Source organism: Acinetobacter sp. UBA5984, from assembly GCF_002429925.1.
Taxonomy (GTDB): Bacteria; Pseudomonadota; Gammaproteobacteria; order Pseudomonadales; family Moraxellaceae; genus Acinetobacter; species Acinetobacter variabilis.
On the sequence record NZ_DJBE01000078.1, the window covers coordinates 1 to 25,896 of the forward strand.

Below are 25,896 nucleotides of genomic sequence, written 5' to 3' on the forward strand. Positions count from 1 at the left end.
ACAACTTGGAACTGAGCAAAAATGATTTATGAAAGAGGTCTTATCTATGTTTTTATATTTTTATAAAGAGAAAATAACTTTTTCCTTAGTTTCTTTTTAACATGTGCGACCCAGCTTGTCACTCTCATTTTACATCTCCACTATTAATCAAAATTATAAGTAGAAATATATGTTATCCCTTTGTAATTTTAGTTGAATATTCAACCAATAAAATAATATTTATTAATCACTTAAATTTCATACGTGTATGATCAAGCCTCTTTTTTCCTATTTCCTTAAAAGGGTTTATATGAACATGCTTAAAACAATGATCGCAACTGCAATCGTAGCGACTTCTGCATCTGCAATGGCAACTGAAGCTCAAGTTGCGCCAGCAACTGTTGTAACCAAAACAACCCAAACTATTGCTAAAGAAACTGCTGCACCTGTACAAGCGAAAGTTGAAGCTGCTCAAGCGACTGTTGCTGCAACTCAACAAGCGGCTGAAACTAAAGCTGAAGCAGTAAAAACAGAAGCAACGACTCAAGTAGAAATGGCTCAAGCTACAGCAGAACAACACGTTGAAGCTGCGCAAACTGAAGCAGTAGAAACCAAAGATACGGCTGCTGAAAAAGCAGAAGTAAAAGCCGAGAAAAAAGGCTGGTTCTCTTGGTTTAAAAAAGCAGCTTAAGATTTTTTAAGCATAAAAAAAGATGTCCGGGTGACATCTTTTTTTATTTTTGGCTCTCTCTGATTTAAAGCCAAAAATCTAAAAACTGTATAAATCTCTTATTCGACTTTTTGGGCTAGCATAGTCGCAAAATGCTGCTTGATCCGGTTGCCCTGTTCATCTACACGATGTAATTCACCTACATTTTCATTGTATTTCACCAGATTCCAGCCTTTATAATAGGCACTAAGCTGTCCCGGCTTAAAACTAAACGGAAAGTCTGGCTGTACCGGAATATCATCGGTATCCATCGCACAGACAATCAGGTTATAACCGCCCGGCACTGTCGCCTGCTGCATCTGTGCAATAAGAGGTGGAATGGTATCGGCCTGTAGGAACATCATCACTACCGTACAGCAGATAAAGTCATATTGGCCCTGAATACTTGGGTCAAGATTTAAATCTCGTTGCTGAACCTGAATATTCCCGATTTCTTCGGCCTGAATGATCTGTCTTAAGGTCTGCAGACTATTTTCATTCACATCCCAGGCATCAACTTCAAAACCGTTCTGGCTCAAATACAGCGAATTGCGGCCTGAACCACAACCGACATCCAGCGCACGGCCACCCTTTAAATACGGCATAGCCGCCAGAATTTCCGAATGAGTCGGGCTTAGCTGATATTTTTTGCTGAAGTAATTCTCAGGTTTGCAGTAAAAACGCAGCTGACATTCTGCATCTTCACTGGCAGAAATAATCTTATGCCATACCTGTGGTTCAATAAACGGTGGTTGCTGCTCTGGCGTAAATACATGTTCAGACTGTATATGACCTGACTGATCCAGCATGGCAAAATGCAGCTCACCTTTAAGAACGGTCAGCTTTGCCCAAGTCCCCGCTTTGGTATTATGTGGCTGCTTGAACCCTTGTGGAATAGCTTGCTGTGACCAGACCGGAAATTCTTTATAACATCTCAGTTGTTGCATAAAAGCTTGTGCTCCCTATCTTCTCTTTCCGTCTGCAAGTATGCTTCTGGATATTCATTTTTCTCAAGCATAGTTGGTTCTATTACAGATGAGAACTGGTACATCTTTGATGTAAGCAATGCAGTAAGACTGATCGATCTAGCAAGAAAACCTCAATACAATTTAGCGCATAAAAATCCATAAGACCCTTATATTTAGAGTTTGTTCTCTGCTTCTTTAAGAGCCTGCTGATCCACTTGAGTCATTTGCTGGTTAAGCTGCACTATTTCCTGATAGAGCTTATTGAATTGCTTTAAGGGTGCATCTTCATAGAACATAAAGGTCTGGTTTTTCTTTTCCCATTTATTGTTTTTCAGCACCAGAAATAACTGGTCTGCTTTGGCCAGACTCTGTTTCTCAATTTCAAAAATTGCATGGGCATTATCCTGCTGCTGATTGGCTTTCAGATTATCTGCCAGCTGCTGACGATAACGGCTTTTAATGTCCAGCTGTTTCACCTGCTCTAACTGCTGGGTTGCCCGCTGTTGAATTATCTGTTCATAGCCATCGACAATTTCATGCACACGCTTCAGCATGGCTTCGGTTTCTTTATAGTCTTGAGCCTGATCTTTGGCTAAGCGGTCAATATCCAGAAAACGATCCCAGTCCGCTGCTTTGAGGTCACGTAAATACTGATTGCGAGCCTCGGCACGATCACGCATCTGACCCAAAATAAACTGAGCCATCACAGCATAATCCCCGTCCAGGCGATTATCTTCCAGATCAATCTGAATCGGTTTAGACCAATCCTGTGCCTGCTGCAAAATAGATCCGGTTTTTTCTTCCAGTACCGTTTCATATTCCTGCAAATCGGCCTGCTGTTTTTGCTCTACAGAATTTTGATAAAATAACCAGATCAAAATTACCAGTACCACTCCAGCGATAATCATAAAAACACGGGGCATCTACACGCTCCAGGTCTGTCATCCAGATCTTATTGATTTTTTACACTATGCTTATTTTTCCAGCATAATTCAAGACATAGAACTTTTCACATTTGTGAATGTGCTTTCTCAATACTGAAAAATGAATCCAGTAAAAAGCCTGAAGAAAGGAAATAAGTTTTTAACCCACCCTTTCTCCATGACGTGATCTGGCTATACCGAAACTGACTGACCTGATCAGCCTGGCCCACCGGATTGTGTGCTAGCGCGAACCAAAAGGCAGACTGAGCTCAAGCCGATTCGGATCAAACTGTTCCCGGACGATCTGGACATTGGTGGCATTCCGGTCAATACCGAAAGGTTGCAGAATTACATAGATTCCGTTTCTTGGATCTGAAGACTGCAAGCCTTGCGCTACTGCCAGTACATATTCTCGGAACACAGTAGGCAAACTGTCCAGATCAGGATTAGGCGCTGCTGCCCCTATGTCAATATTTGCAACAACATCACCATCGACACTATAAGCTTGGATATCGCGTTCAATTTTCATCAGGCGCATCTGCAAAGCCTTACGCTGGCTGGCACCTTCCTGATAAGGCGTGATTTCCGTCACAGCACGCATTTCAGGCTCTGCCATGACAGTTAAGGTGGGAAGTACCGTTGTTTCAGAATGAGCAGGAGTTGCGTGACTCAATATAGGGAGAGTAAAAGCAGTACAGGTCAGCATCAGGCCCAAGCTTTGAATGGATTTTAGGAGATTCATCTTATTACCCCTCGGTTGGAAAAGGGAAAGCGTCAGATTAAATCTTACAAGTAATACAGCTTCTTATTGTTAAGTTTGATAAACGGTCAATCGAACCCATTACACCCTGATAAAACCAACCATCAAATCAGGAACAAAGCTCCTAAAAAACATAAATTAATCAAAGGTTAAATTTAAAAAAAGCAAAAATCCCCGGTTTGCGGGGATCGATCTGCATTACTGGCTCGTCCTTTAAGGAGATCTTGGAAATTGTGCTACAGGGGATGGATTGTTGTAGTTTTCTAATAAGCCCAGATTCACCTTGTCCAGATTGATCTGTAATTGAAGGCCACGCCCTGGCTGCATGCTGCTGCTACGATCGATCCCGACATTCTCCAGCAGTGTATACAGCCCTTGGGTTGGATCACTAGATTGTAAGCCTTGGGCGATGGTCATCACATACTGTTGCAGTGCAGGTGACAGTAGACTCAAATCTGGAGCTTGGGTCGGCTTGATATCGAGGTTTGCCAGCACATTTGGATTGACCATGAAATTCTCTGCATCCTTGGTTCCTCGGATTACCTGATGCTGCAAGGCAAGACGATTGGCTTCATTCTCAATAAATGGAACATAGCCAGTTTCATTACTCATTTCAGGTTCAGCCATAATGGTCATCGTCGGCAAGGATAAGCACCGGTTTCTGTTCTTCCGCGTGTACTCCTATGCTCAATGTACCTAACAGAATCCCAAATAAAGATGTTTTTATACTATTCATGGGCTTTCCCCTACTTCAAATTTCACAACCTGAATGCCTTCATCGGTTGCTAAAGTCTGTATTTAATCTAGTTATCTATTAGATTACCTTGATTATTTAGAGAACTCATTCCTGTTCAGATGGATGGCAAAACAAGTTAATTCTTGGGCTGAATCAAAAATTACAGGCAAAAAAAACCTCAAACAATGTTTGAGGTTTTTTCGAATATGGTGGCGAGACCCAGGATCGAACTGGGGACACACGGATTTTCAATCCGTTGCTCTACCAACTGAGCTATCACGCCGATGCGGTGTATTAAGCCGTATCTGGACACATTAGTCAATCAAAATTATGAAAAAAAAGATTGAGTGTCTGAATTTTGGCCTAAAAAAAAATCCCTGATGGGATCAGGGATTGAAAACTTTAAAATCGTTTTGAATATGGTGGCGAGACCCAGGATCGAACTGGGGACACACGGATTTTCAATCCGTTGCTCTACCAACTGAGCTATCACGCCGATGTCGCGTATTAAACAGTTTCAGCTCTTAATCGTCAAGTACATAACGTATAAAAATCACCAAATGTTTACTTTTCCATCGATTTGCATGTTTATACAGCAATATTTTTCAATATTCTCAGCAAATACCTGACTAATAAAACAAATTGAATCTGTTATTTACAAAAAAAGCAGCCCGAAGGCTGCTTGAAATTTATCTGTATTTAAATTTTTTCAAGATTTGCCAGACAGCGGTGAATGGCCCCACATCCCGGTACGAATGCTTTTACTCCTTTTTCCTCTTCCATTCGGCATGCCTCACTCACCAGCCTTTCTGCAACCCCGCGTCCACGGTTGGCCGGATGCACCACAATATTTTCCAGGGTTCGGCTTTCGCCTTGTCCCGTGCACCAGATGGCGCCGATGATTTTGGTGTTAAATTCTGCGGTATAAAGTAAGGTATACTGTGCAAGGTTTTGCTCTAGATGTTCAATGGCATCTGCCCCATCACTAAATTCAGGGCTAGTGTCATACAGTCGCTCAAGCTGGCTGCGCACTTCGTCGTTTTCTAGAGAAGTATAAGCATGTACGGTAATAGGCATTGATAAACCCTCCTGAGCAATCTAATATGCGGTGACGTCGTCACGGCGAAAATATTTTCTACATCAATCATTTTGACGTATTTGAGGAACGTGTCTATGACAGATCGTATCAGTGAAGTGGTAAGAAATACCAACGAAACCAAAATTCGAGTTCGTTTGAACCTCGATGGTACTGGTCAAGGCACTTTAAACACTGGTATTCCATTTTTAGATCATATGATTGATCAAATCAAGCGACATGGGCTGTTTGATATTGATATTCATTGTGATGGAGATCTGGAAATTGATGACCATCATACCGTAGAAGACTGTGGTATTACCTTAGGTCAAGCGTTCGCTCAGGCTTTGGGTGATAAAAAAGGCTTACGTCGTTATGGACACTTCTATGCGCCGCTTGATGAATCTTTAAGCCGTGTGGTGGTGGATCTGTCTGGTCGTCCGGGTCTGTTTATGGACATTCCATTTACCCGCGCCATGATTGGCCGTTTTGATGTAGACCTGTTCTCTGAGTTTTTCCAGGGCTTTGTCAACCACTCGCTGATGACTGTACACATTGACAACTTAAAAGGTAAAAACAGTCACCACCAGATCGAAAGTGTATTTAAGGCATTTGCCCGTGCACTGCGTATGGCATGTGAAGTTGATCCACGTGCTGCGAATACTGTTGCTTCAACCAAAGGTACCTTGTAATGACCCGTATTGCCCTTCTTGACTATGGCATGGGAAACCTACACTCAGCAGCCAAAGCACTTGAACACGTCGGTGCAACGGTAGATGTAACCAATGATCCAAAACTGATCGCCCAAGCCGACAAAATCGTTTTTCCGGGTGTGGGTGCGATGCGTGACTGTATGCAAGGCATGCATGAAGCCGGAATTGATGAAGTCGTGCGTAATGCCGTGTTCAACAAACCGGTGTTGGCCATCTGTGTCGGCATGCAGGCCCTGATGCGACGTTCCGAAGAAAATGGCGGTGCGGATGCGCTGGGTATTTTTGCAGGTGAAGTCAAACATTTCCCTGAAATGGCAGGTTTGAAAGTACCGCATATGGGCTGGAACCAGGTACATCAGGCCGATCCAAGCCATCCAATGTGGAAAGACATTGCTCAGGATGCACGTTTCTATTTCGTGCACAGTTACTATGTAGAACCGCAAGATCCAAGCATCGTGGCAGCGACCTGTAACTACGGTATTGATTTCTGTACTGCCCTGCATAAAGACAACCTGTTTGCGACTCAGTTCCATCCGGAGAAGAGCCATACTGCAGGCCTTCAATTGCTAAAAAACTTTGTGGATTGGAATATCTAATCCAATATATTCAAAAAGCTCGCATCATGCGGGCTTTTTTATGGGCTACAGTTTAAAATTTTATTTTTGAAAAATAATTCACATCCAAGCTTCCTTCTCTAAGGTATGCTCTATTCAACCTGAATATTCATCAATGGAAGATTCTTTAATCATGGATACACAGCCAAATGATGTCATACCGAGTAAAGAGACAATAGCGACTTTTCCACCTTTTCAAAATATCGCACCTGAAAATATTGTGGTGATTAACAGCATTCAGCAATGTGAAGCTCTACGTGAAGAACTTGAGCAGATTTCGGTCTTTGGTCTGGACACTGAGTCCAAACCGACTTTCAAGGTCGGTGAAGTTTCCACTGGTCCGCATTTGGTTCAGCTGGCCACTCTAGAAAAAGCTTACCTGTTTCAGATGAATGCTGCCATTTGGGATTTTCTGAAACCGATTTTTGCCAATCGAGACCAGATCAAAGTCGGTTTTGGCCTGAAAAATGATGCGCATCTCTTCCGTAAAAGAGGCATTGAGCTGAACAGTGTCATTGAACTGTCAAAGTGCTTTGGTGCGTTCGGCATTAAAAATCCTCTTGGATTAAAAAATGCGATGGCTTTGCTATTTCAGGTGAATTTTCCTAAATCGAAACGGGTTACGACATCGAACTGGGCGAAAAAACATCTCAGTCAGGCACAGATTGAATATGCGGCTGCAGATGCCTATGCACCTTTACTGGTCTTTGAAGAATTGCTGCACCGTGGCCTGAGTCCCAAGGAAGTTCCCAATACTTCACTAAAATTGAAAATTCGCCCGCATTCAAAAATTTGAATGAACAGAAGATCAGTTTTCTAGCGAAATATCATTTTGATATCAGACTCCCTCAGGAGTATTGCAAAGAATAAAAAATTGAAGAATAAAATCTTGTCACTCCAGCATATCTTCAGACAGGTTTTCTTTTTTCATACCGTTTAAGAGTTAGAAATTTCGACTTTATTTGCTAAGATGAACTCACTGAAATTCATTCTAAAGATTGAGCAAGGAGCGAAAGCATGCTGATCATCCCTGCAATTGACCTGAAAGATGGCAAATGTGTCCGTTTAAAACAAGGTCGTATGGAAGACGATACCGTATTTTCTGACGATCCAGTGGCAACAGCACAGCATTGGGTAAATGAAGGCGCTCGCCGCTTGCATTTAGTAGATTTAAATGGTGCTTTCGCAGGTACACCGATTCATAAGCCAGTGGTAGAAGCGATTGCTAAATCACAGCCAGAATTGCCTATCCAGATTGGTGGCGGGATCCGCTCACTGGAAACTATTGAGCACTATCTGGAAGCAGGCGTGTCTTTTGTGATTATTGGTACAAAAGCAGTACAAAATCCTGAATTTGTAGAAGAAGCATGCAAGAAATTTGCAGGCCATATTATTGTGGGTATTGATGCCATGAACGGCATGGTAGCCACTGATGGCTGGGCGAATGTCACTGATGTAAAAGCGACTGATCTGGCAAAACGTTTTGCGGATGCAGGCGTGTCTAGTATTGTTTATACCGATATTGCTCGTGACGGCATGATGCAGGGTGTCAACATCGAGCAAACCGTACATCTGGCACAATATTCAGGTCTGCCTGTGATTGCTTCAGGTGGTGTAACAAATATGGATGACGTGCGTAACCTGAAAGACCAGCCTGGTATTTTAGGTGCGATTACTGGTCGTGCGATCTATGAAGGCACTTTGAATCTGCGTGAAGCACAATTATTGCTGGATGAACAAGAAGCGCTATAATAGCGTCTGCTGAAAAAGAGGTCTGTGGACCTCTTTTTTATTGTTCAATTTTTTGATCCTCTCTCCCATGTCGACACCTGTTTCCCAAACTCCCTCTACTTGGAGAACGAAAGTTCCTCAACTTGCTCTGATCCTGATTACCATCATCTGGGGCGGCAGTTTTATCACCGTACAATATGGCCTGCATTTTAGCAGTCCCGTGATCTTCGTCGGGCTACGCTTTGCAGCGGCGGCAATTGCCGTTACCTTGCTTTCGCTGAAGCATCTGAAAGGCATAACACTCAAAGAAGTGGCAGCGGGTGCCCTCATCGGGGCGGTGATTGCAATCGGTTATGGAACACAAACGGTGGGTCTGCAAACGATTAGCAGTAGTGAATCGGCCTTTCTGACTGCACTATATGTTCCATTGGTGCCCCTACTACTCTGGCTGCTGTTCCGTAAGAAACCGCATTTTATGACCTGGATCGGGGCTCTATTTGCCTTTCTTGGTCTGGTGTTTTTGACGGGCAATGGCTTTGGTGCCATTCAGCTGAATTTTGGTCAGGCGCTGACTTTACTTGGTTCAATTGCCATTGCGCTTGAGATTATTTTTATCAGTCATTTTGCTCCAAAGGTGAATACCCGGCGTGTCACCGTGCTACAACTCATTTTTGCCTCGCTATTTTGTTTTCTGATGGCACCGATGCTGGGTGAAACTCAGTTACCTGACTTTCACTGGCATCTGGCAGGTATTTTGGTCGGCCTCGGTATTGTCAGTGCCTGTATTCAGCTGGTGATGAACTGGGCACAAGAAATGGTAGATCCTTCTCAAGCTGCGATCATTTATGCGGGTGAACCGATCTGGGCAAGTTTATTTGGACGTATGGCGGGAGAACGTTTGCCTGCGCTGGCACTTCTAGGCGGATTGATGGTGGTACTTGGGGTGATTGCCAGCGAATGGAAACCAAAATTTTTCAGAAAAGAAAAAATAGAAGAGTTGAAGGAAGATCTTTCCTAAGCTTATGAACTCCCCCTCTTAAAAAAGGGGGAGTTATTTATCTAAAGAAATATAGCTAACTTTATTTGGTATACATCGGTCGATTGTCATTCAGACGCATAATGCCGCGAATCGCGCGATAGACAATCCAGATCCAGGAAACAAAGACTATAACCAGACAGAAAGTGGATGCGCCAAAAGCGACGCCTGCAAACAGGTCCGGATCTTCATGGGTAAAGAACAGGAATAGGAATGGCACAAAGGCTACAATATTCCAGAATAGATACCACCAGAAACTGCGGATTTGCCAGGTAAAGTGACTTTCAAAAATCGAACCTCGTACATCCGAGCGCTTCACATAGTTAATAATCAGTGCAATCACTGCCAGCAAGCCACCACTAAAAATGGCCACGATATATAAGATATAAAGAATCAGGGTTAGCGTGCGATTTGAGTCTTTATCAATTGAATAGTTCATCTACGCTCCTGTGGTTGTTTCTAGATATTCAGGCTGTTGAAGGGAGAAATCAGCCATATAATCAAAATGATGTTAAAAGCTATAGTACAAAAATAAATTTGCCGGAAGGGTTGTTTTTGTGTTTTATGCCGTAATTTTTGCTGTGCCAGCCAAGCTGCCGGCCACCCTCCTAGAAATGCCACCAGATGCAGGGTATTTTCTGGAATACGGCGATTGCCCAATTGTGCCGCTTCCTTATCCTGGGCATATAGCCAGTAACTGAGAACATTCATCAGGCTCACCAGCAACAGGATCATTCCACTCAACAAGCCGGCTAAACTTAGTCCCACTAATACCAGAATATAAGCCACAGAAGCAACCTGCATCGGCTGTAGTTTTTCTTGCTGGCTTCGGCCTGATGTTTTAGTTTTTGTTTTTGCCGTTTTGGTTTGTGATGCTTTCAGGTACATAACCTGCTGGGCACGATAACGGCCCTGCTCGTCCAGAATCACCAGATAATCCAGCGCACAGCCGACAATTGGCCGTGGACCGGGACGGGCAAAATCCTTGATATGCAAAAACACGCGATCTTTGGCCGGATCATTGGGCTGAATAAAGCCATAGCCTTTGTCATCAAACCATTCCACTAAACGTCCCTGATCGCGCATTTTGCCTGTTCCTGTTTATTTTAAAGTTAAGCTGTCACGAATTTTAAACGTTCAATCAGCATGTTACGCATCTCTTCCGGATTTTTTTGCAGAATATCTTCACCGGTACGACCTTCAGCCGCATTTTTCTGTGCCACTTGTAAACGCATCATCCAGAAACGACCCGCAGCCATTGCCAGGTAAAGCTCCAGACATGATTTTTCATCTGCAGTTAAAGGGCGAATAGTTTCATAGGCTTTTAAAAAGGCATTGGCCTTTTCTTCATTTAAAGTAACCTCCGGATAATTGGTACAGAAGTCATTTAAAGTAATCGCGATATCAAACAGGAATTCATCTTTATTCAGTTCATAAAAGTCCAGAATTCCTTTCAGCTGATCACCCTCAAACAGGGTATTGTCACGAAACAGATCCGAATGGATAAAGCCACGTGGACGATCTGGATATACTGCGGTTAAAGCTTCATACAGGCCCAGAAGTTTGCCTAGTAAGACTTTATCTGCTGCGTTCAGGCTTGGTTTAATTTCCTGTGCTACGTTATACCAGTAGGCATGGTCACGGACAAAGGCACGCTCAAGTTTAAAATCTTTCAATGCCACATGCATTTTGGCCTGAGCAATGGCAATCGCTTCCACATGCGCAACGGTAGATGGCATCGGATGCTCACCCATCATACGTGGCGCAATTTGTGCGGGCTTATTTTTTAGCGTGTGAATGGCTTTACCTGAGTGGGATAAAGGCACCGGTACGGCCAGACCTGCCTGCCCCAAATGCTGCAAGACCGGCACCAGTTCTCCGGCGGCCTGTTCATCCATATCTTCAAAAACGGTCAGCACATATTGCTGGTTTTCGCAGACCAGAAAATAGTTCGTATTCTGGATACCTCCTTGAATGGGAATCAGATCAATCACCTCAAGTCCATAAGGTGCTGCGAAATCCTGAACTTCCTTTAAAGTCAAAGTGGTATAAACCGACATAGAAAACCTGCGAAAAAACTTACATATTTTTGCTAGAATACCGTTTCCATCTACCAAGGTGTAGCGCTTGCGTGGGTGAGTTTCATAATCGGCTGTAATAATTGGAAAAATTTATGCTAGCTAAACGTATTATTCCTTGTCTGGACGTCGACAACGGTCGCGTAGTCAAGGGTGTTCAGTTCCTTGATATTCGTGATGCGGGTGACCCGGTAGAAGTGGCACGCCGTTATAATGAACAAGGTGCCGATGAAATCACTTTCCTTGATATTACCGCTACACATCATGGACGCGACACCACTTACCGTACCGTTGAGCGTATGGCTGAATCTGTATTCGTACCGCTTACCGTAGGCGGTGGCGTGCGTAAAGTCGAAGATATTCGTTTACTGTTAAATGCAGGTGCGGATAAAGTCAGTATTAACTCGGCAGCAGTCTTTAACCCTGAGTTTGTACAGGAAGCCTCACAGCGTTTTGGTGCGCAATGTATCGTGGTGGCGATTGATGCCAAAAAAACTGGCGAGAATAAATGGGAAATCTTTACCCACGGCGGACGCAAACCGACCGGTATTGATGCCCTGGAATGGGCAGAGAAAATGGCCAGCTACGGCGCAGGCGAACTGTTAATTACCTCTATGGATGCCGATGGCACCAAAGCAGGTTATGACATTCCACTCATGCGTGCTATCAATGACCGCGTCACTGTACCGACGATTGCCTCTGGTGGCGTAGGCAACTTGCAGCATCTGGCTGACGGGATTATCCATGGTGGTGCCGATGCAGTACTTGCCGCCTCTATTTTCCACTTTGGCCAGCATACCATTCCTGAAGCCAAGGCTTATCTAGCTGCTCAAGGCATTGAAATGCGTCTCTAAACAACAGCCTTCAAATGAAAAAGAGCGTGAATATCACGCTCTTTTTTTTATGGATTATTCTTAGGAATCATTTAAATTCTGGACAAAAAAAGGAGTCTTGCGACTCCCTATAAAAACCAAGAAGAACTACAGCACTTGGTATTTTTGACATTTACAATATAACTCAATCTGTATGCAGGTTGATAAGACTTTCAATCATCAACAGACGCAAATATAGGTGAAATCCTGAGCACAATATTGACAATATATACAGAATTTATTGACAAATCACGACAGGGCTAACCAAAGTGAGAAATGGTTAACATTTTATGTGGCAGATTACTCGAATTTTAAGTTATTTAATCACGATCTTTAGCCCATTTAGCCGGGAAATAACGCTGGGTTAAGTGGGTTAAGCGCGTAGAGATCTGCTCCGGCAAGGCAATACCAAGGGGATTTTTTTCCTGTAAATCTGCTGAAGAAATCACCCGGGTTCCCATCAAATAATCAAACCAGGGCTTGGTTACACACCAGTTGGCATCTTGGTTACTGTTCATATGATGATCATAATGCCAGGGAATTTTTTTTCTGGCCCATTCTGGTTGCAGATGTGCCCGCCGATGCATATAAAAATAATTGCCTGCACTATATAGCGTGGCCAAAAACATGCCTTTGGACAAGGGATAAAAAGCCAGCCCGAATACGCTCGCTGCGACGGCCAGTGAACCGATTTCATTACGGATTCGCCAGTTTTTCAAACCTTCAACATAGGCATAATCAGAAAATCTGGTCTTGCGAACTTCACGATGATGTTCCCAATGTGAGCGCATGCTGTCCGGCACTGGGCTATAACGCGTCTGCCCTGCCCGATGGGTACCATGCAGCACATATTTATGCGCGAACCATTCAAAGCCATTGGCTACGACCAGTCCTGCTAGAAAGCCTTTCCACATGATCTTTTCCTCCCTGTTTGTTTACACTATAGGTCAAACAAAGGGCTAGATATTGACCGATAATTTCAATATCATTGACAAAAAACGACAGAACAAAAGAATTAAAAAATGCACGTTCCCCAAGATTATGTCGGTTCGGTATATGGTGGTTTAGGACATTTGCTTTTGGACTATTACCAGCTCAAACAACTGGACATTCCCAAGAAATTGTTTGCGATCCAGAACCTGGAGCGTTTTGATTATATTCTCTGGCGTGATCTGCTCAGCCAGCTGGACCAGGAGTTGCAGCGGCCAGCACTCGGCCTGGAAATCGCGCAACTGGTGCAAGCCAAGCATCTGGGTATTATTGGCTATCTGGCATTATCCAGTGAAACGCTGGGCGAAGCCTTTATGCGTTATCATGACTATCATCGCCTGATCTATGATGGCAGTCCCTTACAGGTCAGTCTGGATCGAGATTACCTGTCTATTTCCTGGAGTGAAATTCCGTTTAAAGTGAGTACGCAACTCACAGATGAGATTGCCATCGCGCTCATGACTGAATTTATTCGCTCAAGCATTCTGGACCAGCATCAACTGCATCTGCATGAAGTCCATTTTCAGCATCCGGTCAATAAAAATATTGCGGTCTATGAACAGTATTTCCGCTGCAAGGTCCGTTTCGGTCAGGCCAGAAATCAGGTACTGATTCCTGTGAGTGAAATGTCGACTCCTTTAAAGAAAGGTGATCAGACCTTACAGAAATTACTGATGCAACAGGCAGAAGCGGTGCTGGAAAAACTTCCGAACTCCACCCAGATTGATCAACGCTTGCAACAGGCGATTCTGGTGGGTCTGCAGAAAAATATGTTCCAGATTGAACATATCGCCAAACAGATGAATTTTTCTGTACGTCAGCTACAACGTTACCTGCAAAAACAGGGCCAGACCTATCAGCAGCGTATACAGGAAATCCGCTGCATGATGGCCATGCAATATCTAAAAGATCCTCATCTGAGTTTGCAGGAAATCAGCATGCTGCTTGGCTATTCTGAACAAAGTGCATTTCAGCGTGCCTTCAAGCAATGGACCGCTCAGACACCACAACAATGGCGCTCAGAATATCTGGAAACCCAGGTGCAGGAAAAATTTCTGGACTATCCTGCTACCGCAGAGATTAATGTCCCATATCAGATTTAAAAGTTTGAATAAAATAAAAAAGCTCCTCATCAAAGGAGCTTTTTTCTAGCCGGAATAGTGATTAAGAAATTTCTATAAAAATGGATTTTCAATTTCATCTGCATCATTGCGTTCAATTTTTTCTGGCAGATCCGGTGTTTCTTCGAGCTGCTGCACAATATCATTTAACAGTGCTTGTAAGACTTTGGCTGCCTTGAGACCGGCCTGGTCTTTGGTAATTTGCAGATTGCCATACACACTGACACAGTCCAGATCATTCTCAACTGTCAGGTCATGAATCGCATGCGATTCGGTTCCATTTTCAAATGCTTTAAACATTAATTTCCACTCTGTTTTATTATTGTTACTCACCTGTCTTCAGCATGCTACCTGAAGCCTGCTTTTTACAGCAAGCTCCTTTTCACTATTTCAGCAGCTGCAGTATGTATTGTAGTAAGGCCTCAATCAGCTGTTTAACAATCGTATCCTGGGTATCATGATCGATCCCGTTCTTATTGACTGATGAGCTCGTATTACTTGTACTGGCCGAACTTGAAGCCGACGGTTTGAACTCACGCTGCAATTTTTCCAGATCTTCTTTCGGCACGTCTTCAGCACACTGGCTTTCTGCATCCCAATTCGAATAGGCAATTTTCTGGTTAGCCTTCACAGCATTCGCAGTCAACGGCAGATGATAGGTATTACGTTTCTGTTCTTCAGTTAACTGAGGAAACAGGTTAATGCCAAGCTGCTCTTCCAGATAACAGACACTGACAATGCGAACCTTGAGCGAATTATCATTAGGAGCATAGTAGGCACCAATGGCTCCAGTTTTCGGCATATAGATTGCTTTGTACACGGCAGTTGGTACAATCACACCCTTGCCAATAGTTTTCAGTTTTTTGGCTGCAAAGACAGGCCCAGTCACTACATATACGTCCTGCTTCTGCTTGGTCACAATGGCCCGGGTCGCTTCTTCTAGCTCGCGCCAAACCTGCTGATTGTTCTTTGGTGCCTGCGGAACCATATTGGCCAGCGAGAAACTGTCAGACTGTGAAGCTTTATTTGGCATATCTGCATTTGGCGCCATATGGCCACGGTCATAGCCTGAGCCACGATAGTCAGCCAAAGTCGCACGATGAGCAGCATTTAGTCGTGTTTCTTCATGGAAGTTGTCTTCACGTGGAATTTTCTGGCTCAGACGCTTCGGTGTTAAAGCCTCCGCCACCCACAGTGGCGTTTTGGATACACCCGAATAACCCACATTAAAGCCATTAAAACACAGTGAATAACTGTCTTTTTTCAGGCTGTCTTTCATCAGGTAAGGCGGGATGTCCCGGTAAAACTGTTCCAGACAGCTCGAATTCGATGTAGAAGGCAGAGAAATCCACTGACTGATTTTTTCCTGGCCAAACGCAATCGCAAAACTCCCGGAAGCGACCATTGCCAGGATCACTTTCACGCTATTTTCATTAAAAAACTGAAAAACTGAATTCTTCGACTTACGCTGCTTCTTTGCCATGCTACACGTGCTTTTAAGATCAAAATCGGGGGTTTTGCGAGCTTAACAAGCCATGTATATGAAGTATATCTTACCCCCTTTATTTGCCTAATAATTACACAATCTATCCCTATATTCTTAAATCTTGTAACAAAGTGTCGTTTTTTTAGTGAGCTTTCAACGCGGTTTTTTTACCTTTAAGTAGCTTTGATTGTGACCTCGTCTTGAGTGTGCAAAGCTAATTGACTACTCAAATTACGTACAATTATTAGCAATGGAGTTAATTTATGAATTCCAAACTATCTAACAAACTATCTAAGTTATTAGGTCTCGGAATATTTACAAGTGTGATCAGTGCCGGCGCATTCGCTGAGCCTCCTGTACAAGCGGGTGAAACACTTGAAAGCTTGTCTAAAGCTAAAATTAGTACCACTGTAAATGGTCAGCAAGCCTCACTGGAAAGCCTGGTGAATTCTGGACAGATTCGTCTGGTAAACCAGCCAATGTCTGCACCTGCTCAGCCAGGCCAGCAGCCACAACAATCAATGCCAAATCAGCCAATGCAAACACCAGGTATGCCTAATGCACTTGTTGCACAACCAGAAATGCCGGATACCAATCCGGCTCCAGCCAATCTTGAGTCTGAACCAGCAGCCCCTGCTACAGAACAGGAAATGACTATGGGTGAAGCTGTAGAGCAACCAGCTCTTGAAGAACAGCAAGCTGCTGCACCTGAAGCGGCTCTGTGATGACTGAGCAAACTGAAATTGCGGTAGAAGCTGAAGCTGATCCTGCGGTAGATGCACCTTTAAACGCAGCCCCTGAAATGCCGGCTGAGACAGAAGCAACAGAACAATAATTTGTTATAAAGCTTTCTAAATTCTCTCCCCTAAAAAAACCAGAGCCTTGCTCTGGTTTTTTTATTTTTACATCTCGATCTGGCTACCCAGCTCCACTACCCGGTTGGTCGGAATCTGGTAGAAGTCGCTGACTGGACTGGTATTACGCTGCATGGAAACAAACAGTTTTTCCCGCCAGGGTGCCATTCCCTCTCCCACTGTATGCATAATCCGTTCCCGGGAGATAAAGAAACTGATCTGCATCAGGTCATATTCAAAGCCCCATTCTGCATACGCATGCTGCAATGCTTCCGGGATATTAGGCTGATCCTTAAACCCGTAATACATCGTGACTCGATAAAAATGCTCACTGAGTTTTTCTAGTTTGATGCGTTCTTCATCGCCTACAAAAGGAATATCCCGGGTAATAACCGTCACCAGAATATTGCGCTCATGTAGTACCTTGTTGTGCTTGATATTATGCAACATCGCATGCGGTACAATGGTCGGGGTTCCGGTCAGGAAAATCGCTTCACCCGGCACAAACTTGGTGCCTCCACCGATTGAAATACTCTTAATAAACAGGTCAATTGGTAGCGCATCTTTTTCTAGACGGTTCAGGACCAGTGCACGACCATCTTTCCAGGTCATCAGAATCGTAAATAATGCCGCCCCGAGCAGAATCGGTACCCAGCCACCTGATGCAATTTTTAAAGACGTTGAGGCTACAAAAACTAGATCCAGCATCAGGAATGGTGTGGCAAATAACACTACTTTCCAGATTGGCCAGCGCCAGAAACCATAAGCCAGAATACTGATTAAAATGGTACCACACAGCATAGTCATGGTGACTGCGACCCCATAAGCACTCGCTAAGCGGGCACTATTTTCAAAGAGTAAAATCAAAATCACCACAGAAATAAACAGCATCCAGTTAATGAAGGGCAGATAAATCTGGCCACGTTCTTCGGCTGAGGTATGTTTTACGCTCAGACGCGGTAAATAGCGCAGTTGAATGGCCTGATTCACCATGGAGAACACCCCGGTAATCACCGCCTGTGAGGCAATCACAGCAGCTGCCGTCGCCAGACCAATCATTGGATATAAGCCCCATTCCGGAAGTAGCATATAGAAAGGATTTTCCAGTGCTTCAGGACGGCGCAGCAACAGTGCCCCCTGTCCGGCATAATTCAGTAACAGACAGGGCAACACAATAATAAACCAGGCCAGACGAATCGGCAGACGACCAAAATGCCCCATATCGGCATAAATGGCTTCACCGCCAGTCATGGTCAAAATCACGGCCCCCATGGTCAAGAAGGCTACAAAAGGCTGATCGACTACAAAATGATAGGCCCAGTATGGATTCACCATGGCCAGTACTGTCGGGGTTTGGATAATGCTCCACAAACCGAAACCACCAATTGACAGGAACCAGAGTAAGGTCAACGGACCAAAAAATTTGCCCATGGTTCCGGTACCATGACGTTGTACCAGAAAGAGTCCCGCAATAATCCCGATCGATAAAGGCTCTAACCATTGATTAAACACAGGTGTGGCAATACTCAACCCTTCAATCGCAGATAACACAGAAATTGCCGGGGTAATGATCCCGTCACCAAAGAACAGTGATGCCCCAATAAAGCCGAGCGCAATCAGGTAAATTTTCTTGTCATCAGAAATGCGTGTGGTTCGCAAGTTAAGAGCCAGCAAGGACATGATTCCTCCCTCACCGTTGTTATCGGCACGCATGATAATGGTGACGTATTTAAAGCTCACCGTCAGCATGATACACCAGAAAATCAAGGACAAAATGCCCAACACCGAAGCTTCACTAATGGCAAGGTGCGACGTCAGAAAACATTGGCGTAATGCATACAATGGACTGGTCCCAATATCTCCAAAAACAACCCCAAGCGCAGCCAGCGTAATTACCGGGAGAGCTGCTTTCTGTGCAGTGCTTTGCATATATCATCTTCGTTTTTAACAAGCATTTTTGCGAATCATAGCACTGCGCTCAAAGTTTTTCCGCAAATCAATTGTTTCAAGCTTGGCAGACTGGCTTTTTTTCTATATCATCCACGGCCATGGTGAGGTGTCCGAGTGGCTGAAGGAGCACGCCTGGAAAGTGTGTATACGTTTATAGCGTATCGAGGGTTCGAATCCCTCTCTCACCGCCAAGATTCATAAACATGTAATCACATGTTGTAAACGAAGGCTTAAATCTAAAGGATTTGAGCCTTTTTTGTTGCCTAAATTATGAGGTGATGCGTTAAAAATAAAAGAATAACAATACAAGTTACATAAATGATGCCGGATGGCTGTTGAATGACACTGAGGAATATTCGAGCATGATCTTATCTTGGTAAAAAATGATGGATCGCTATGAAAGATGATGAAAAGCCCCTAAATTTTGATGATGATAATGAGCCTCTAGATTTCGAAGATGAAGAGTTCACTGACGATAAAAAAGAGGACGAAATGTACAATCCGATCACTAAGGATGGATCAAGTGTAGATCCTGCAGATGATGGCACACGTCATCTTCGTCCTGAAGATGGTGATCCGCTAGAAGTTGAGCCTTAAGCCCTAGCCCAATTTTATATTGGGCTTTTTTTATAGTCTAAAACCCTAAAAGTAAGCATCTTGGACAGATGAATTAAAAAAGGATAATTCATTTTACTGGTTATTTTTGAGATGAGTATTGCTTGTTTTTTTTTACAGATTTAAAGATGTGAAGATATAGGCTGGGATATATTTAAATAAATTCTTTGGATAAAACCATGATATATCCATTTTTATTACTTTCTTAACTTTATGTTCTTCTTTTAGTTTATTTATATGATGGAGACAAAAACTGGCATAAAAATAGCTTAATTTAATTGTCATCATCGCTATGTTATGGTGGAATCAAAACAGGATAAAAGGAGAATAAAAACCAAAAGATAGAAAACGTTATTGCTTGAGCCTTCCTTATTTGGGTTAGAAAAAAGTGGAAACACTGCTATTCGGAGAGTGGACATGAATAACAGCGCAAACTACATGAAACAGATAAAAAATGCCAAACGCGGTGGTTATACCCCGACAATTGCCAAAGACGTCAACAAACATAAGATTCAAAAAGCCCTAAAACTAATTGAACAGTGGAGAAGTCTCGCTCAAGAACTCAAACCTCAAATGCAGTTTGATATGGCCTTTACTTTAGAGGAATGCGCACAAGACCTGGATCGGATACTCAAAAGCAGATAATTCCCTTTTAACTTATTCATAATAGATTTTAAATATCAGTCCTTTACCCTTGCCCATATCACCGATGTGGGCAATTTCATGATTTAAATGTAGATGCCTGAGTGAAGATGATTCAATGATCAGCATTAAAAAAATGGTTATAAGATTGAACGGTTATTTTTTGGCTTGCGCCCTTAAGAAAAATCTGTAAAATGCACTCCACAACGCCGGCATAGCTCAGTTGGTAGAGCAACTGACTTGTAATCAGTAGGTCCACAGTTCGAATCCGTGTGCCGGCACCATTTTCTTAGCCTCGCTTTTTAGTGAGGCTTTGATGTTTCTGGGCTTGGTATTTTTATCTAGCTTGTCTCTAGTCTTTAGATCGCCTGTGCTGTCACCTGCACATATTTTACAATCCCCTCCTGATATAACTTCTGGCAAAGCTTTGCCGTCATCCGGATTTTAAACTGATCCAGTCCTTTGCCTTTTTGTTTCAAGTTCTTTGAATTTAAATGCTGATTTACATAATTAGCAAAACCTGAAAATACCGCTTCGGACAGATCTTCAACCTGAATATTCTTGAATTCAGAATTTTCCAGACAATGATAAAGCTCATTTTTCGACATCAGGTTTTTTAAATCGACATCGGCGGATTTCAGCAAAAACTGATATTTACGCTTTTGCAGCGCATTCAAGCTGTTCCATTTTTCAGACAAGATCAGATGATGAAAGCCAATCCGTGCATTGGCGTTCAATACACTGCATACCTGTTCGAGAAGTTCGGGAACGGGACTATGATAGGCAGCATCCAGACACAGCACCACATCAAAGCGCTGGGAAAAATGCATGTCGTTTAAACGCAGGAAAGAAGCCGGATAGATGGCATTGAGATCAGGTAAATGCTGTTGAATATTCGCCACACAAGCTGGCTGAAGTTCCACACCGGCCAGATATTGCACCTGATAGTGTTGTTGCCAGTGCAACAGGCTGGCACCTTGGCCACAGCCCAGATCCAGCAATTTGTCTTTTGAATTTAAACCAACCGTTTCTGCCAGATGGTCAGCCAAAGTTCGACAGGCAGCTACATAATCCTGCTGCCCTGCCTGCCAATAACCCAGATTGCTCCAGGGCAACTGCGACTGGTCTCCCAGCAACGATGCATCAATTGCATATTTGTGTTGAGGAAGACGCTGACGAAGTGCCTGAAACCATTGCATCAATCAATAACCGAGTTGGGGTGCTACCTCGATCTTAGGTTTAAGCCCTTCAAATGGCAACGGTGCCCCCATAATTGCGGCAATTTTCATAGCAGATGTCACTGCAGATTCCAGGATTGGCAAACCGTCCGACGACCACGAACCGCAGTAGAAGACTTTACGGTTCATTTCCAGATGACGATGCTGTAATTCTTTATTGAGAGCGATAGTATTGGCATCCACTACCGCACGGGTCAAGGTCACTGAGGAAATCACTTTTTTCGGATCAATCTCAGTCACAGGACGCCAGGTCTGGAATACCGGAGATTTACCCACCAGACTCGGTTCAACCGCATTCAGCCAAACCGTAAATTGCTGACGGGTAAACTTGCGATCCATCATATAGCTGAGTACAGCCCAGTCCTTACGCTTTGGAGGCATCACGCTGCTATCACGGTGAATGACCAATTCGCCCTGTTCGAATTTGAATTTCTTTAACAGCTCTATATCACGGCCAAACTGCTCATGATCCAGGAATTCATCAATATGATTGGTTGGTGTCGCAACCACGACACGATCAAAAGTTTTCGACAAGCCGGCTGCATTTTCTACCAGTACTTTGTCACCCTGCTCTTTCACCGATACGATCGGCACACCACTTTCAATGTGAATGCCTTCAATCAGTTTGTCTACCAAAGCTGGAGTTCCACCCTGCATACGTAACAAGGCATCACCATCCGTTAGCTGACGCAGGAAAATCAATAAAGGTTTGGCTGGCCATTCACCAATGGTTTTCGGGTTACAGGTACAAATGGTATACAGCACCGGCATCACTGCACCATGCCAGAACACTTCTTCAATCTCGTTACGATTGATAAATTCTGCTAGGCTAATGTCCTGATTTTTAGATTTAAAGAATTTTGCCAAGGCTGTTTTGAGCTGTAACAAACCTTTGACCAGACGCCAGCCATATTGCTGGATGCCTTTGCGGTTATTGATAATCGGAATATTGCCAATCCGGCTACGTGACGTGGTTAGCCAGGTTTCTACCCGGTCTTCAAACAGCCAGCTACAGGCCATATAAGTACGTACCGGGTAAGTTTTAATGCCCAGATGAGTCGCCAGACTTAAGGTATTTTTCCACAGATAAGGATTCATCACACGTAAAGGTGCGTCAATGAGGCCTCCTTCAAATTCGAGACTATGACTGTCCATGCCACGACCTTGAAGCGCTTCAAAAATAGTAATGCGATGTCCTGCGTCCTGAAGAATTCTGGCAGTAGCCAGTCCAGCCATGCCACTACCAATTACTGCGATATCCAATCTGATCATCCGTCATTGAAAAACTAAAAGAAATTATGAACCATGCTTTCGGCAAATAGGTTATTAAAATCTTCCAGAATACTTTTTTTTCGTAAGTCTGAGTTAACGTAACTTTACAAATAAATTACATTTTTTGAATAGCAAAGAACGCCTTTATATAGAGTGACTTAAACCTTCATCATATTTAAATATTTCAAAATAAATCTTTAAAAAACAAATGATTTAATTAACCAATTTTTTAATAATCGGTTTACAAAGACCGCAAAACACTCTATAATATGCAGTACAAGAAAGAGATAAATTCATAGAGATAAACAAAATGAATTTATCCCAGAAACTCGTAAAAACGACAAGAAATTCCAGCGCATTAGAAAAAAAGCCTCTGCTTGTGCAGAGGCTTCTTTGTTTTCAGACTGACTGTATTATTCGGCCTGTACCGCGATTTCACCAAATTTACCCTGATTAAAATCTTGAAATGCCTGAATAATTTCTTCCTTTGTATTCATCACAAATGGGCCATAACCTTGAATCGGTTCATTCAGCGGCTCACCGGTCAAGAGCAGAAATTTAGCGTCCTGATCGGCCTGTAGCTGAATTTCAGGATCATCATCGCGCGCAAACATGACAATAGAGCTATCCAGTACTTTTTGACTGCCATTTACCATCAGCTCACCCGCCAGTACAACCAGCAAAGCATTATGTCCGAGAGGTACATGCAACGTAGTTTCATACTCCGCTTTTAGCTCGCCGTCCCAGACATTTACCGGACTAAAGGTATGCGCAGGGCCATGATGACCTCCGAATTCTCCGGCAATCACCCGGATATATCCTGCACCTTCATCCATTTCAATCCGTGGAATCTCAGCTGCAGTAATGGCCTGATAACGTGGCGCGGTCATTTTGTCTTTAGCTGGCAAATTGACCCAGAGTTGAACCATTTCAAACAGGCCGCCCTTTTGAGAAAAATCTGGAGAATGAAATTCTTCATGCACCACTCCGGCACCTGCTGTCATCCACTGTACATCACCGGTCTGTATCGTACCGCCACCACCACTGGAGTCCTGGTGGGTCACTGCACCCTGATAAGCCAAGGTTACAGTTTCAAAGCCACGATGCGGATGTGAACCTACGCCATGCTGCTCAGTAGTTGATGCAAAGTGATACGGCGCTGCATAATCCAGCAACAAAAATGGACTAATAGCCTGCCCCAGACGATCATAAGAAAACAGGTTTTTCACCGGGAAGCCGTCACCGACCCAGTGCATGTTTTGATTACGGTAAACACCAATGACTTTTTTCATCTTTTACTCCTATACGCAATAGGATGAACATGTAGCCATTTTAAGCTTTATCAGCAGTCATCAATACCGTACTTCTAGAATGCAGTATTTCAATTATAAGACGATTCGACTCTTAGATTTCTGTGTAGCTACTTATAACTTTAGCTTTGCTCATAAGACGTTAATTTAAGTAGTCATGGGCAGTAGACAATAAAAAACCCAGCGCTGAGAGCTGGGTTTTTTCAACTTCGATAACGTGTTATCGAATTAGATTTTACCGACCAGGTCGATTGAAGGAGCAAGGGTCGCTTCACCTTCTTTCCATTTTGCAGGACATACTTCACCTGGGTGAGCGTGTACATATTGAGCCGCTTTTACTTTACGAAGCAGTTCTTGCGCGTCACGACCGATACCACCCGCGTTGATTTCAACGATCTGGATTTTACCGTCTGGATCGATCACGAAAGTACCACGATCCGCCAGACCATCAGCTTCAATCAGCACTTCAAAGTTTTTCGCCAAAGTCCAGGTTGGATCGCCGATCATTGGGTACTGGATTTTACCAATCACGTCAGACGTATCATGCCAAGCTTTGTGCGTGAAGTGCGTGTCTGTAGATACTGAGTAGATTTCTACGCCCAGTTTCTGGAATTCAGCATACTGATCAGCAAGATCGCCTAATTCTGTTGGACAAACAAATGTGAAGTCAGCAGGATAGAAGAATACTACAGACCATTTGCCTTTCATGTCTTGCTCAGACACTTCAATAAATTGGCCATTGTGGTAAGCAGTTGCGTTGAATGGCTTAACTTCAGTATTGATTAAACTCATAAGTCTATTCCTATCTATTCGTGAAAGTGTGTGTTCATTTGATGTAGTTAAGAATACGCAAAAACTATCAATAGGTAAAACCGTAACTTTTAATAAAAACTATCGGTTTTTTAGATTTATAATTCCTTGTATTTTTATCTTTCTAATTTGTTTAATCAATTTTGGCGAATTCACTTTCTTGAAAATGCTGTATAGATTTCCAGGCCGATTTTGCTAAGGCTGCTGCATAATGTTTGGGAGAGGTTTGAACTCGACCAGATAACCAGCTCCGGCAATAACTTTCAGTGGGTCCAATGATCAGTGACATAAGCAGTTCCAAGGGAACAGCTTGTAATTGATTGGCATCTATCTGTTGAGCCAACCATTGTTTTAAGTCTTGATTGCGCTGCTGATTCGACTGCTGTAACTCCTTTTTAAAGTCACTGCTTTGAACTGTATGATGCGCAGCATAAAGAAAGCGGGCAAAATCAGGATACGCTACGACCCAATCGATATAACTCTGAATCACCGCCTGTATGCCTTGTTCAATACCCTGAACTTGCGACAAAGCCTGTAAACGCTGCTTCGACTGATCCGTAAGTGCTGCAATATATAGTGCCGCAATGATCCCCTCCTTGTTTTTAAAATGATGGTAGATCGCCCCAATACTGGTATCGGCCTGATCACGGATCATTTCAATCGTAGTCGCAGCAACACCGGTACGCAGAAATTCTGTCAATGCGCATTCCAGAATCTGACGTTTGAGTAAAGCCCGTCTTCCCTTAAGAATCCTTTCCAGCAATTCCATGTTTTGCATTTTTAATATTTAAATCCTCTCTATTTTTAAAAGCAGGCTGGCAGCCTGATGTCTGGTTTTTGTCAGATGCGCCAATACAGAATAATATTCTGTATGAGAATATTATTCTGATTAAAAATAATATACAGGAAGTTATAGATGAGCCAAGCCCTAAAAATCTGGAACAGCTTAGAAAATAAGCCAGCCGGTAAGTATCTTTTTTCTAAATTACTTTGTCTAAAAGCACCTTATTTCGGCAGTATTTCTCCATTGTTTGAAGATTTAAAGCCTGGATATTGCGCAGTGAGCATTAAGAAACATCGTGCTGTGCTGAATCATTTAGGCACTGTACACGCGATTGCCATGTGCAATATGGCTGAACTGGCAGGCGGCACCATGACCGATGCAACCGTTCCAAAGACCCATCGCTGGATTCCCAAGGGTATGCAGGTCGAATATGTCAAAAAAGCCACCACTGACCTAGTTGCGATTGTAACACCCGCCGAGCCTAACTTTATATGGAACGAAGGCAGCGATTATCTGGTCAATGTAGAAATTAAAGATATTGCAGAAGAAGTCGTGTTCCGGGCGGTGATCACGATGTGGGTTTCAGTGAAAAAATAGAAGAACCCAGATATGAAAAACCCGCCAAATGGC

The 25,896-nt window shown here is 43.3% G+C and carries 29 protein-coding genes and 4 tRNA genes; 14 read left to right on the forward strand and 19 right to left on the reverse strand.

Annotated features, from left to right (window positions below):
* The first annotated feature begins 289 nt into the window (after positions 1–289).
* Positions 290–670 carry a hypothetical protein gene (locus B3J29_RS12940; RefSeq protein WP_005232583.1) on the forward strand — a complete coding sequence of 127 codons (381 nt, stop codon included), beginning with the start codon at positions 290–292 and terminating at the stop codon, positions 668–670.
* A 98-nt stretch (positions 671–768) separates the two neighbouring features.
* Here B3J29_RS12940 and tehB read toward each other — a convergent pair whose 3' ends face one another.
* The 7 genes from tehB to B3J29_RS12975 form a co-directional block, all read right to left on the reverse strand.
* The gene (gene tehB, locus B3J29_RS12945; protein ID WP_005232584.1) at positions 769–1,635 is read right to left on the reverse strand and encodes an SAM-dependent methyltransferase TehB; all 867 of its coding nucleotides are present in this window, start codon (positions 1,633–1,635) and stop codon (positions 769–771) included.
* Between the two features lie 194 nt (positions 1,636–1,829).
* Positions 1,830–2,579: a hypothetical protein gene (locus B3J29_RS12950; protein WP_005232585.1), complete on the reverse strand. Its 750-nt coding sequence runs from the start codon at positions 2,577–2,579 to the stop codon at positions 1,830–1,832.
* Positions 2,580–2,820: 241 nt separating this feature from the next.
* On the reverse strand, positions 2,821–3,321 hold the full coding sequence (locus B3J29_RS12955) for a hypothetical protein (RefSeq protein ID WP_005232586.1): 501 nt from the start codon (positions 3,319–3,321) through the stop codon (positions 2,821–2,823).
* Between the two features lie 231 nt (positions 3,322–3,552).
* Positions 3,553–3,984, reverse strand: a complete 432-nt coding sequence (locus B3J29_RS12960; RefSeq protein WP_262734487.1) for a hypothetical protein — start codon at positions 3,982–3,984, stop codon at positions 3,553–3,555.
* Between the two features lie 298 nt (positions 3,985–4,282).
* Positions 4,283–4,358, reverse strand: a tRNA-Phe gene (locus tag B3J29_RS12965).
* Positions 4,359–4,495: 137 nt separating this feature from the next.
* A tRNA-Phe gene (locus B3J29_RS12970) sits at positions 4,496–4,571 on the reverse strand.
* Positions 4,572–4,774: 203 nt separating this feature from the next.
* Positions 4,775–5,152 (reverse strand): GNAT family N-acetyltransferase, encoded by a 378-nt coding sequence (locus tag B3J29_RS12975; RefSeq protein ID WP_004781604.1) that lies wholly within the window; start codon positions 5,150–5,152, stop codon positions 4,775–4,777.
* Positions 5,153–5,248: 96 nt separating this feature from the next.
* Between B3J29_RS12975 and hisB the strand changes: the two genes are divergently transcribed.
* The 5 genes from hisB (at position 5,249) to B3J29_RS13000 (ending at position 9,226) form a co-directional block, all read left to right on the forward strand.
* Positions 5,249–5,842: an imidazoleglycerol-phosphate dehydratase HisB gene (gene hisB, locus B3J29_RS12980; RefSeq protein ID WP_005232589.1), complete on the forward strand. Its 594-nt coding sequence runs from the start codon at positions 5,249–5,251 to the stop codon at positions 5,840–5,842.
* Positions 5,842–6,459 (forward strand): imidazole glycerol phosphate synthase subunit HisH, encoded by a 618-nt coding sequence (gene hisH, locus B3J29_RS12985; RefSeq protein ID WP_005232590.1) that lies wholly within the window; start codon positions 5,842–5,844, stop codon positions 6,457–6,459. The genes hisB and hisH overlap by 1 nt, the downstream gene beginning before the upstream one ends.
* 151 nt (positions 6,460–6,610) lie before the next feature.
* On the forward strand, positions 6,611–7,273 hold the full coding sequence (locus tag B3J29_RS12990) for a 3'-5' exonuclease (RefSeq protein ID WP_034580436.1): 663 nt from the start codon (positions 6,611–6,613) through the stop codon (positions 7,271–7,273).
* Positions 7,274–7,494: 221 nt separating this feature from the next.
* Positions 7,495–8,229, forward strand: coding sequence for a 1-(5-phosphoribosyl)-5-[(5-phosphoribosylamino)methylideneamino]imidazole-4-carboxamide isomerase (hisA, locus tag B3J29_RS12995; RefSeq protein WP_005232592.1), 735 nt, complete (start codon positions 7,495–7,497; stop codon positions 8,227–8,229).
* A 67-nt stretch (positions 8,230–8,296) separates the two neighbouring features.
* On the forward strand, positions 8,297–9,226 hold the full coding sequence (locus B3J29_RS13000) for a DMT family transporter (RefSeq protein ID WP_005232594.1): 930 nt from the start codon (positions 8,297–8,299) through the stop codon (positions 9,224–9,226).
* 61 nt (positions 9,227–9,287) lie between these two features.
* Here B3J29_RS13000 and B3J29_RS13005 read toward each other — a convergent pair whose 3' ends face one another.
* From B3J29_RS13005 to B3J29_RS13015, 3 genes are read right to left on the reverse strand one after another with little or no spacing between them, the layout of a single operon-like run.
* On the reverse strand, positions 9,288–9,683 hold the full coding sequence (locus tag B3J29_RS13005; RefSeq protein ID WP_005232596.1) for a DUF4870 family protein: 396 nt from the start codon (positions 9,681–9,683) through the stop codon (positions 9,288–9,290).
* Positions 9,684–9,703: 20 nt separating this feature from the next.
* Positions 9,704–10,330 (reverse strand): DUF1294 domain-containing protein, encoded by a 627-nt coding sequence (locus B3J29_RS13010; RefSeq protein ID WP_005232597.1) that lies wholly within the window; start codon positions 10,328–10,330, stop codon positions 9,704–9,706.
* Positions 10,331–10,356: 26 nt separating this feature from the next.
* Positions 10,357–11,304, reverse strand: a complete 948-nt coding sequence (locus tag B3J29_RS13015; protein WP_005232598.1) for a homoserine kinase — start codon at positions 11,302–11,304, stop codon at positions 10,357–10,359.
* Between the two features lie 113 nt (positions 11,305–11,417).
* Here B3J29_RS13015 and hisF point away from each other — a divergent pair, with 113 nt between their 5' ends.
* Positions 11,418–12,176 (forward strand): imidazole glycerol phosphate synthase subunit HisF, encoded by a 759-nt coding sequence (hisF, locus tag B3J29_RS13020; RefSeq protein ID WP_004781588.1) that lies wholly within the window; start codon positions 11,418–11,420, stop codon positions 12,174–12,176.
* A 338-nt stretch (positions 12,177–12,514) separates the two neighbouring features.
* On the opposite strand, the gene B3J29_RS13025 is transcribed toward hisF, so the two are convergent.
* Positions 12,515–13,108 carry a hypothetical protein gene (locus B3J29_RS13025; RefSeq protein WP_005232599.1) on the reverse strand — a complete coding sequence of 198 codons (594 nt, stop codon included), beginning with the start codon at positions 13,106–13,108 and terminating at the stop codon, positions 12,515–12,517.
* 108 nt (positions 13,109–13,216) lie between these two features.
* Between B3J29_RS13025 and B3J29_RS13030 the strand changes: the two genes are divergently transcribed.
* Positions 13,217–14,287: an AraC family transcriptional regulator gene (locus tag B3J29_RS13030; RefSeq protein ID WP_005232601.1), complete on the forward strand. Its 1,071-nt coding sequence runs from the start codon at positions 13,217–13,219 to the stop codon at positions 14,285–14,287.
* Between the two features lie 72 nt (positions 14,288–14,359).
* Here the strand turns inward: B3J29_RS13030 and B3J29_RS13035 are convergent, their stop codons facing one another.
* Complete coding sequence (locus B3J29_RS13035; RefSeq protein WP_005232602.1) at positions 14,360–14,605, reverse strand: hypothetical protein; 246 nt, start codon at positions 14,603–14,605, stop codon at positions 14,360–14,362.
* Positions 14,606–14,690: 85 nt separating this feature from the next.
* The gene (locus tag B3J29_RS13040) at positions 14,691–15,788 is read right to left on the reverse strand and encodes a DNA/RNA non-specific endonuclease (RefSeq protein ID WP_005232604.1); all 1,098 of its coding nucleotides are present in this window, start codon (positions 15,786–15,788) and stop codon (positions 14,691–14,693) included.
* A 266-nt stretch (positions 15,789–16,054) separates the two neighbouring features.
* Between B3J29_RS13040 and B3J29_RS13045 the strand changes: the two genes are divergently transcribed.
* A complete protein-coding gene (locus B3J29_RS13045; RefSeq protein ID WP_286965786.1) occupies positions 16,055–16,516 on the forward strand; it encodes a hypothetical protein in 462 nt (153 codons plus the stop codon).
* Positions 16,517–16,693: 177 nt separating this feature from the next.
* Here B3J29_RS13045 and B3J29_RS13050 read toward each other — a convergent pair whose 3' ends face one another.
* Positions 16,694–18,574, reverse strand: coding sequence for a potassium transporter Kup (locus tag B3J29_RS13050; RefSeq protein WP_005232606.1), 1,881 nt, complete (start codon positions 18,572–18,574; stop codon positions 16,694–16,696).
* Between the two features lie 121 nt (positions 18,575–18,695).
* On the opposite strand from B3J29_RS13050, the gene B3J29_RS13055 reads away from it, so the two are divergent.
* The 4 genes from B3J29_RS13055 (at position 18,696) to B3J29_RS13070 (ending at position 20,136) form a co-directional block, all read left to right on the forward strand.
* Positions 18,696–18,786: transfer RNA gene (locus tag B3J29_RS13055), tRNA-Ser, on the forward strand.
* 205 nt (positions 18,787–18,991) lie between these two features.
* Entirely contained in the window at positions 18,992–19,192 is a 201-nt protein-coding gene (locus B3J29_RS13060; protein ID WP_004781578.1) for a hypothetical protein, read from the forward strand.
* Positions 19,193–19,627: 435 nt separating this feature from the next.
* Complete coding sequence (locus B3J29_RS13065) at positions 19,628–19,855, forward strand: hypothetical protein (RefSeq protein ID WP_004781576.1); 228 nt, start codon at positions 19,628–19,630, stop codon at positions 19,853–19,855.
* A gap of 205 nt (positions 19,856–20,060) precedes the next feature.
* Positions 20,061–20,136 (forward strand) — tRNA-Thr (locus tag B3J29_RS13070).
* 75 nt (positions 20,137–20,211) lie between these two features.
* On the opposite strand, the gene B3J29_RS13075 is transcribed toward B3J29_RS13070, so the two are convergent.
* The 5 genes from B3J29_RS13075 to B3J29_RS13095 all read right to left on the reverse strand — a co-directional run bounded on the left by B3J29_RS13075 (position 20,212) and on the right by B3J29_RS13095 (position 25,260).
* Positions 20,212–21,051: an SAM-dependent methyltransferase gene (locus tag B3J29_RS13075; protein WP_005232607.1), complete on the reverse strand. Its 840-nt coding sequence runs from the start codon at positions 21,049–21,051 to the stop codon at positions 20,212–20,214.
* Positions 21,052–21,054: 3 nt separating this feature from the next.
* A complete protein-coding gene (locus B3J29_RS13080; protein WP_004781572.1) occupies positions 21,055–22,362 on the reverse strand; it encodes an FAD-dependent oxidoreductase in 1,308 nt (435 codons plus the stop codon).
* Positions 22,363–22,775: 413 nt separating this feature from the next.
* Entirely contained in the window at positions 22,776–23,654 is an 879-nt protein-coding gene (locus tag B3J29_RS13085) for a pirin family protein (RefSeq protein WP_005232608.1), read from the reverse strand.
* 246 nt (positions 23,655–23,900) lie between these two features.
* A complete protein-coding gene (ahpC, locus tag B3J29_RS13090; RefSeq protein WP_005232609.1) occupies positions 23,901–24,464 on the reverse strand; it encodes an alkyl hydroperoxide reductase subunit C in 564 nt (187 codons plus the stop codon).
* A 151-nt stretch (positions 24,465–24,615) separates the two neighbouring features.
* Complete coding sequence (locus tag B3J29_RS13095; protein WP_005232620.1) at positions 24,616–25,260, reverse strand: TetR/AcrR family transcriptional regulator; 645 nt, start codon at positions 25,258–25,260, stop codon at positions 24,616–24,618.
* Between the two features lie 138 nt (positions 25,261–25,398).
* Here B3J29_RS13095 and B3J29_RS13100 point away from each other — a divergent pair, with 138 nt between their 5' ends.
* A complete protein-coding gene (locus B3J29_RS13100; RefSeq protein WP_005232622.1) occupies positions 25,399–25,863 on the forward strand; it encodes a hotdog fold domain-containing protein in 465 nt (154 codons plus the stop codon).
* Positions 25,864–25,896 lie beyond the last annotated feature (33 nt).